This window comes from Butyrivibrio proteoclasticus, assembly GCF_900115735.1.
Taxonomy (GTDB): Bacteria; Bacillota; Clostridia; order Lachnospirales; family Lachnospiraceae; genus Butyrivibrio; species Butyrivibrio proteoclasticus_B.
The window spans coordinates 1-6,330 of the sequence record NZ_FOXO01000058.1 but is presented as its reverse complement, the minus strand read 5'-3'; the positions used below and the strand labels follow the sequence as shown (position 1 = coordinate 6,330).

General features: G+C 39.9%; 14 protein-coding genes. All 14 read left to right on the top strand.

Translation table 11 applies throughout. The features are described 5' to 3' along the window. The first annotated feature begins 509 nt into the window (after positions 1-509). Positions 510-749, top strand: a complete 240-nt coding sequence (locus BM146_RS18670; protein WP_074892162.1) for a DUF7675 family protein — start codon at positions 510-512, stop codon at positions 747-749. Positions 750-1,113: 364 nt separating this feature from the next. After that, complete coding sequence (locus tag BM146_RS18665; RefSeq protein WP_074892160.1) at positions 1,114-1,293, top strand: hypothetical protein; 180 nt, start codon at positions 1,114-1,116, stop codon at positions 1,291-1,293. 97 nt (positions 1,294-1,390) lie between these two features. Continuing rightward, a complete protein-coding gene (locus BM146_RS18660; protein WP_074892158.1) occupies positions 1,391-2,008 on the top strand; it encodes a hypothetical protein in 618 nt (205 codons plus the stop codon). Between the two features lie 89 nt (positions 2,009-2,097). Next, entirely contained in the window at positions 2,098-2,250 is a 153-nt protein-coding gene (locus BM146_RS18655) for a hypothetical protein (protein WP_207649946.1), read from the top strand. Between the two features lie 242 nt (positions 2,251-2,492). Next, a complete protein-coding gene (locus tag BM146_RS18650) occupies positions 2,493-2,768 on the top strand; it encodes a type II toxin-antitoxin system Phd/YefM family antitoxin (RefSeq protein ID WP_074892154.1) in 276 nt (91 codons plus the stop codon). Position 2,769: 1 nt separating this feature from the next. Continuing rightward, positions 2,770-3,093, top strand: coding sequence for a type II toxin-antitoxin system RelE/ParE family toxin (locus tag BM146_RS18645; RefSeq protein ID WP_074892152.1), 324 nt, complete (start codon positions 2,770-2,772; stop codon positions 3,091-3,093). Positions 3,094-3,389: 296 nt separating this feature from the next. Further along, the gene (locus BM146_RS18640; RefSeq protein WP_242949447.1) at positions 3,390-3,875 is read left to right on the top strand and encodes a rhodanese-like domain-containing protein; all 486 of its coding nucleotides are present in this window, start codon (positions 3,390-3,392) and stop codon (positions 3,873-3,875) included. Further along, on the top strand, positions 3,859-4,278 hold the full coding sequence (locus tag BM146_RS18635; protein WP_074892150.1) for a 2-thiouracil desulfurase family protein: 420 nt from the start codon (positions 3,859-3,861) through the stop codon (positions 4,276-4,278). The genes BM146_RS18640 and BM146_RS18635 overlap by 17 nt, the downstream gene beginning before the upstream one ends. 5 nt (positions 4,279-4,283) lie before the next feature. Next, on the top strand, positions 4,284-4,469 hold the full coding sequence (locus BM146_RS18630; RefSeq protein ID WP_074892148.1) for a hypothetical protein: 186 nt from the start codon (positions 4,284-4,286) through the stop codon (positions 4,467-4,469). A 3-nt stretch (positions 4,470-4,472) separates the two neighbouring features. Beyond that, complete coding sequence (locus BM146_RS18625; protein ID WP_074892146.1) at positions 4,473-4,787, top strand: TIGR04076 family protein; 315 nt, start codon at positions 4,473-4,475, stop codon at positions 4,785-4,787. Positions 4,788-4,874: 87 nt separating this feature from the next. Beyond that, entirely contained in the window at positions 4,875-5,306 is a 432-nt protein-coding gene (locus BM146_RS18620) for a macro domain-containing protein (RefSeq protein ID WP_074892144.1), read from the top strand. A gap of 5 nt (positions 5,307-5,311) precedes the next feature. Beyond that, positions 5,312-5,725 carry an EamA family transporter gene (locus tag BM146_RS18615; RefSeq protein WP_074892142.1) on the top strand — a complete coding sequence of 138 codons (414 nt, stop codon included), beginning with the start codon at positions 5,312-5,314 and terminating at the stop codon, positions 5,723-5,725. Between the two features lie 14 nt (positions 5,726-5,739). Beyond that, positions 5,740-6,075, top strand: a complete 336-nt coding sequence (locus BM146_RS18610) for a hypothetical protein (protein ID WP_074892164.1) — start codon at positions 5,740-5,742, stop codon at positions 6,073-6,075. Positions 6,076-6,100: 25 nt separating this feature from the next. Further along, positions 6,101-6,330, top strand: a 230-nt coding sequence (locus BM146_RS18605; RefSeq protein WP_143087545.1) for an HD domain-containing protein, incomplete at its 3' end; no start/stop codon positions are given.

The window sequence follows — 6,330 nt, the reverse complement described above, 5'->3', positions numbered from 1 at the left end:
AGCTGGATTTTAGGGAGGAAGGTTGCCTGCTATTCCAAGAGGCAACCTAATGTGTTATGAAAAAGTATTTTGTATGTGGGGTATCAGGTTTTCTCTTCCTGATAAGATCATGATAGTATCGTTACCTTAATCCAGCCTAAATGGATTATGATAGAAATATTAAGAGCTGTTACTAGTTAAAAAAAGCTAGTGTCAGCTCTTTTTGTATGAAAAATGCACGACTTGAAATATGCATAAATACTAATGTTGGGAGATAAGAGGAAAAATAAATCTCTGAAACGCTGATAAATACTGGATGTATTTGGTGGCAATTATTGTACACTTCGGGATTTAGGATAGGTATATAAGATAAAGGTGGTTTAGTTGAATAGAGGTGGGGCATGAAACGGTTTATCTATTGGATTAAAAAGTGTCTTTACGGAAAAAATAGATTCTGCAGTCATTTCTGCGTTACTTGCGAGTACTACGATATCTGCAGGCGAGATGGTGAGTTTTTATAAGGAGAGATTATGCGACAAGCTGGGAAAGAAGAAATTTTTTATAAGAATAAACGAAGTGAAAAAATATGGTGGGTAGATAATGTTGATTCAGTTGGCGTAATGGAATTCTCTTTTGACAAAAAGACGATTTTCAATATATTTGCAGATTATCCATATGAACTGACAAAGGAACAGGTAGAACTGTTTGATAAAGAAAATCCCTATTGGGCAGATTTTTTCAAAGATAGAAAGGATGGTGCAGCGTTATGATGATCAGTCCGTTTTCATATGTTCAGTATGAAATTGTTGGAAGGCTAGCGTTTCATTTATGAGGAAATCCGAATTTTAAACCTACCGAATTAGGTAGGTTTAAATATGAGTCGGGAAAAGCGGCATTTACCATTACTACCAAGTAGTGGGTAGAAACATCAAATGCAATAGGAATAATATCGAAGGTTAAGGGGCGATAAAGATGTTGATTGTCAAGTAAAATTGACCCGGGTCAATTTTAAGTGTAAATCAATAAAAGGCAAGGTTGAAATTGTTGATCGTTCGGATTCTTTTTAGCTCTTTTACAAAAGAATTATTTGTAAAGGCATTTGAGAATTACTTTTCATAGATATGACCTGAGGTCATGAGCAGTGCAATTGTGAAGCTTGCAAAAGCGCTACATACCACACCGAACTATCTTCTGATGGGAGAATCTGATGAGGACTCTTGGACAGAAGATATGCTGAACATTCTTGAAAAAATAACAGATCTGGCCATGAGAACGCTTGCCATGAAGCAACTTAAGTGTATCGCTGAGTTATAGCCAATCTGCAATTAACAAATATTTTACTTGATATAATTCAGTATTGAGCATATTATAAAAGTGAAATGGATAATTTCAAGAATGTGAGGTGAGCAGATTGGTATATGATTATATAATTGAAAATTTTAAAAATGGCGAACCCATATTTTTAAGTGAACTCCCCGGAGAATCCAAAGATTATCTTAGGCAGGAGATGAAAAAGCTTGTAGACGAAGGGAAACTGGAACGTCTGTATAATGGCGTCTATTATCTTTCCTATATTACGATACTTGGAACAAAGGGTAAAATATCGGTTGACAAATATATAGAAAAGAAGTATTTAGAGACTGATGGAAAAGCATCCGGCTACATTACAGGGCTTCAGATGGCTAATAAATATGGCTTTACAACACAGAATCCGGCTTGTTATGAGGTATGCAGTAATGAGGCTAGCACGAAGCAACGAAAGCAGGAAATTGATGGAAACACAATTGTTGTCTATAAACCGGTTGCAGATATTAACGAGGAAAATAAAACGGCACTGCAATTTTTGGATTTAATGTCGGTGATCGACAAGTACAGTGAGATCAGTGGTGCGGAGCTAGTGAATAAGCTTAAAAAATACGTTGAAACGGTTGGAATTGATTTTTCCATTGTCAAGAAATATCTGCCATTGTATCCGGATCGTGTATACAGAAATATTTATGATGGAGGTTTGATGGGTGAGTTGGTATAAAGAGTATAAAGAGGAGTGGACGGAAATCATTGAAACCGTTGCTGCAGAAGAACAATCCGGCAGCGCAGCCGGAACACGATATTCCTGCGATGCTTAAGGAAATCATTAGCAGTCGTTTTTACGAATCTGACTATAACAATATTACAAAGAAACTTCTGTATGAAGATGTAAGCTATGAAGAAGCCATTTCCAAGGGAATTGCACAAATAGCGTATATGGATATTTTTAAATATAAAAAATAATCGTAAGATATATATTCAAAAGATAACTAATAGTCATGAGGGCGTATAGACCGGTGGTTTATACGTCTTTTCTTTTGCCTGATGATGAGAGAGCCTATGCAGATATTATTGGGAGAACTGCAACGGAACTGTAACGTTGCGGTTCTTTTTTGACCTTGAATTCTTCGAAGCATTTTTCGAATAATTTGTTGAAAAAGTGACCTGGAATAATTATAATAAAGTTAAGAAACGGAGGTGATATTATGCCAACAATTGCACCTATTTCTGAATTGCGCAATTATGGACAGGTCTTGGATAAAGTTGAAGCGGGTAAACCGGTTTACCTGACTAAAAATGGTCGAGGCGTGTATAGCATACATAGTATAGAGGATGACGAAATTTTTGACAAAGCAAGGGCTATGGTTAAACTCGTCAGTGAACTCAATGCGGGATTCGCTTCTGGAGAAGAGGAAGGATGGATTAGCGACGATGAGGTCGCTGAACATTTTAAAAACAGGCGTAGGAGACTAGAAGGCTGAGATGGATTATGAAATAGTTTACTCGCCGATAGCTTTAGCTGATATGGATCAGGCGTGGGATGAAGTTTATGAAGCTTCTGCTGATTTTGACATTGCTGATAAGTATATTGCCGATTTAAGAAAAAAGCTAAAGAATGACAGTAAACGGCCTAAAACTGGTGAACGCCTGTATTACGATGATATTTTTACCGGTATTTATTATGTTACCCACAAGAAGTACAGCGCTTTTTATAGGATCAGGGCTGGTCGCATTGAAGTGGGAAGAGTCTTATATAATAGGAGTGCGTACATTAGTCTCGTTATAAAATCTATGAATGAAGAATAAATATAGATGCTTTTTGATTTATAAAGGGTGTAGCTCACGTTAACTACACTCTTTTTTGATGGATTAAACTAGCCGTCTCATATAGCGTCGAAGTACTTTTTTGCATATAATTAGGGGAGTTAAAAGTATATGAAGAAAGTATTGATTTTATTGGGGGATATTTACAATGACATTATGGAGGGAGAACAATGATCAAAATTTACGGAATGCCTACATGTCCCTACTGCGATTACATTCATGAGCAGATAATAGGGCGTGAGAATGAATAAAAGAGTAATGACTGAGGAGACCATTAAGTGAAAAGAAGATATTTAGCCCTGGGGATGCTTACGCTAGCCATGGTATTGACGGGCTGTGGATCTAAAACTGAATCGGATGTAACAATTATCGGTGGGGCTGATGGACCGACATCTGTTTTTCTTGCGCCCAAGAACGAAAAAGACAGTTACACGCAGATTGATCAGGAAACAGCAAAGCTGATGATGGATCTTAATGATGGCCATGTGATTGTGGATGTCAGGCGCCAGGATGAGTATGATGAAGGGCACATTCCAGGAGCTATATGTATCCCTAATGAAAGCATTACTGATTCTATGCCATCGGAACTTCCTGATTTTGAACAGATAATTCTTGTTTATTGCAGGAGTGGAAGGCGCAGCAAAGAGGCAGCACAGAAACTTTTTGATATGGGATATATCAATGTCTTTGAGTTTGGTGGAATTATCGACTGGACTGGAGAAGTTATTACAGAGGAGGCAAACTGTAATGGTCATTGCTGTTAGCGCATGCCTTTTAGGTGAGAACTGCAAATATAACGGTGGAAATAACTACAGCGAGAAGGTTGGGGCTTTCTGTGAAAAACATGAAGTGATTCCTATATGCCCGGAGGTAATGGGAGGTCTTCCTACACCAAGAGTTCCTGCTGAGATAGTGAACGGAGTTGTTACCAATAAAGAAGGCAAGATTGTTGATAAAGAGTTCAGATCCGGAGCAGAGGCGGCCTTTAAGAAGATAATGGATGCCGGCGCTGAAGTTTGTATTCTTCAGTCAAGAAGTCCAAGCTGCGGAGTAAATGAGGTTTACGATGGTTCTTTTAACGGAAAGAAGATCCCAGGCAGGGGAGTGTTTGCGCAGCTGGTTAGTGAAACTTCAATTAAGATGATTGATGTGGAGGACTTGGACTGAGGTTTATGTGGAAGATAAAGCAGATATTTGATGGAGATTATGGCTGCGAGGAATTACAGCCGGGACAGAAACCTAAGGTATCGGTTACTCTTATGGATGATGCGGGGAATGAGAAACTTGTGTCAGTTGAAGATGAATTGCTTATGGAAAATGGGCTGGATATTGGCTCTGAGTGGCCATTAAAGGTGTGAGATATGAAGAAGGTTAGAATCACGGTTAAGAAGATTTCCAAGTATGAGGATCTTATGGCAGAATATGAAAATCCGATAGAACATGCCTGTTCAATGGAACTTGGGCAGACTTTTGTCTGCAATGGATGGGAAAGACCGGAAGGTTTCTGTGAAAGCGCCTGGGAGACAGTTTCGCCTTTTGTAATGACTTTAGCCCATGGCGGAGAAAACTTCTATGATGGCTGGATGAAGAATCCTAAGTCTGCGATGATTTCATGTAATGACGGATTCAGGCCAGTGAGTTTCTTGATTGAGACGATGGATGAGGATAGTGAGTAATGGTAAAAAAATGTTTTTAGGATGCTAACGCCTGTGAAAATAATAGGGCGGACATCAACAATTACGAATGCATTTGTGGAGGACTAAATGCCTTTTCAAATTATCAGAAATGATATTACAAAAGTAAAAGCAGACGCCATAGTAAACACAGCGAACCCTGATGTTGCGATCGGGGCTGGCGTTGATTCTGCTATATATAAAGCTGCGGGGGAAGAGAAGCTTCTTGCTGCCAGGGGCAAGATTGGACGACTTGATCCTGGAGAAGTGGGAATCACTCCTGCTTTTAATCTTGGTGTTAAATACATCATACATGCCAGTGGACCATGGTGGGACGGCGGAGATCATGGTGAAGCAGAGCTTTTGAAGGCTTGCTATGACAAATCTCTGGAGCTGGCATATAAGCATAAGTGTAAGTCCATTGCTTTCCCACTAGCCAGCATCATGGGAATACCAAGAAAGTGTTGGATGCAATTATTGATTATGACAAGGACGTTACAGAGTAATGTTAGCGGGGGATAAATGATATGTGGTTTTTGTTTGCAATTCTATCAGCAGTGTTTGCTGCACTGACATCAATACTTGCCAAGGTCGGCATTGAGGGAGTTGATTCTAATCTGGCTACAGCGATAAGGACCTGTGTTGTGGTGGTAATGGCCTGGGTTATGGTGTTTATAACAAGTGCTCAGGGCGGTATAAGTTCGATCAGTAGAAAGAGCTGGATCTTTTTGATTCTGTCAGGACTTGCTACAGGAGCGTCATGGCTGTGCTATTACAAAGCGCTGCAGATGGGTGAAGCTTCAAAAGTAGTGCCTATTGATAAGCTGAGTGTAGTAATCACGCTGGTGCTGGCATTTGTCTTTTTACATGAGGAGTTTACGGCGAAGTCTTTGATCGGATGTGTGCTTATTGGAGCAGGGACACTGATAATGGTAATTTGATGGAGGAGAATGACATGCAGGGGAAATATCCGGTAATAACATTGTGCGGAAGCACTAGGTTTAAAGATCAGTTCATGGAAGCACAGAAGAGGCTTACTCTTGAAGGCAACATTGTCATCAGCGTAGGCTTGTTTGGTCATTCCGGAGATCAGGAAGTCTGGGAAAACATGGACGAGGGAACGCTTACTAAGACAAAAGAGATGCTAGACGACATGCACAAGAGGAAAATCGATATGGCAGATTCCATATATGTAATCAACGTTGGAGGCTATGTGGGAACTAGCACTAAGAGTGAGATTGAATACGCGATAGCACACGGTAAAGAGGTCAGATACCTGGAAGAACCATAACTCATATACAGGATAAGGGGGCTTTATGAGTAGATTAAAAGACTTAAGACAGTATGTTGATAAGAAGCTTAACAAGATGGAAGACGAGGATAAAAGGACAAGTGCAATAGCGCATCTTTATGGCGTATCTCTTGCTGCGCAGATGATTGCCAAGAAAAGGGGCCTGGATCCGGAGCTTGCGGCTATGGCTGCCATGCTTCATGACATGCATGCTTATAAGACCGGCTCTTATGACGACCATGCTCATCTTGGTGC

Bases quoted from the DNA above. Each gene is read 5' to 3' on its own strand.
- BM146_RS18620 (WP_074892144.1), top strand. From the start codon at position 4,875: ATGCCTTTTCAAATTATCAGAAATGATATTACAAAAGTAAAAGCAGAC.
- BM146_RS18625 (WP_074892146.1), top strand. From the start codon at position 4,473: ATGAAGAAGGTTAGAATCACGGTTAAGAAGATTTCCAAGTATGAGGAT.
- BM146_RS18645 (WP_074892152.1), top strand. From the start codon at position 2,770: ATGGATTATGAAATAGTTTACTCGCCGATAGCTTTAGCTGATATGGAT.
- BM146_RS18665 (WP_074892160.1), top strand. From the start codon at position 1,114: ATGAGCAGTGCAATTGTGAAGCTTGCAAAAGCGCTACATACCACACCG.
- BM146_RS18635 (WP_074892150.1), top strand. From the start codon at position 3,859: ATGGTCATTGCTGTTAGCGCATGCCTTTTAGGTGAGAACTGCAAATAT.
- BM146_RS18610 (WP_074892164.1), top strand. From the start codon at position 5,740: ATGCAGGGGAAATATCCGGTAATAACATTGTGCGGAAGCACTAGGTTT.
- BM146_RS18650 (WP_074892154.1), top strand. From the start codon at position 2,493: ATGCCAACAATTGCACCTATTTCTGAATTGCGCAATTATGGACAGGTC.
- BM146_RS18630 (WP_074892148.1), top strand. From the start codon at position 4,284: ATGTGGAAGATAAAGCAGATATTTGATGGAGATTATGGCTGCGAGGAA.
- BM146_RS18615 (WP_074892142.1), top strand. From the start codon at position 5,312: ATGTGGTTTTTGTTTGCAATTCTATCAGCAGTGTTTGCTGCACTGACA.
- BM146_RS18655 (WP_207649946.1), top strand. From the start codon at position 2,098: ATGCTTAAGGAAATCATTAGCAGTCGTTTTTACGAATCTGACTATAAC.
- BM146_RS18670 (WP_074892162.1), top strand. From the start codon at position 510: ATGCGACAAGCTGGGAAAGAAGAAATTTTTTATAAGAATAAACGAAGT.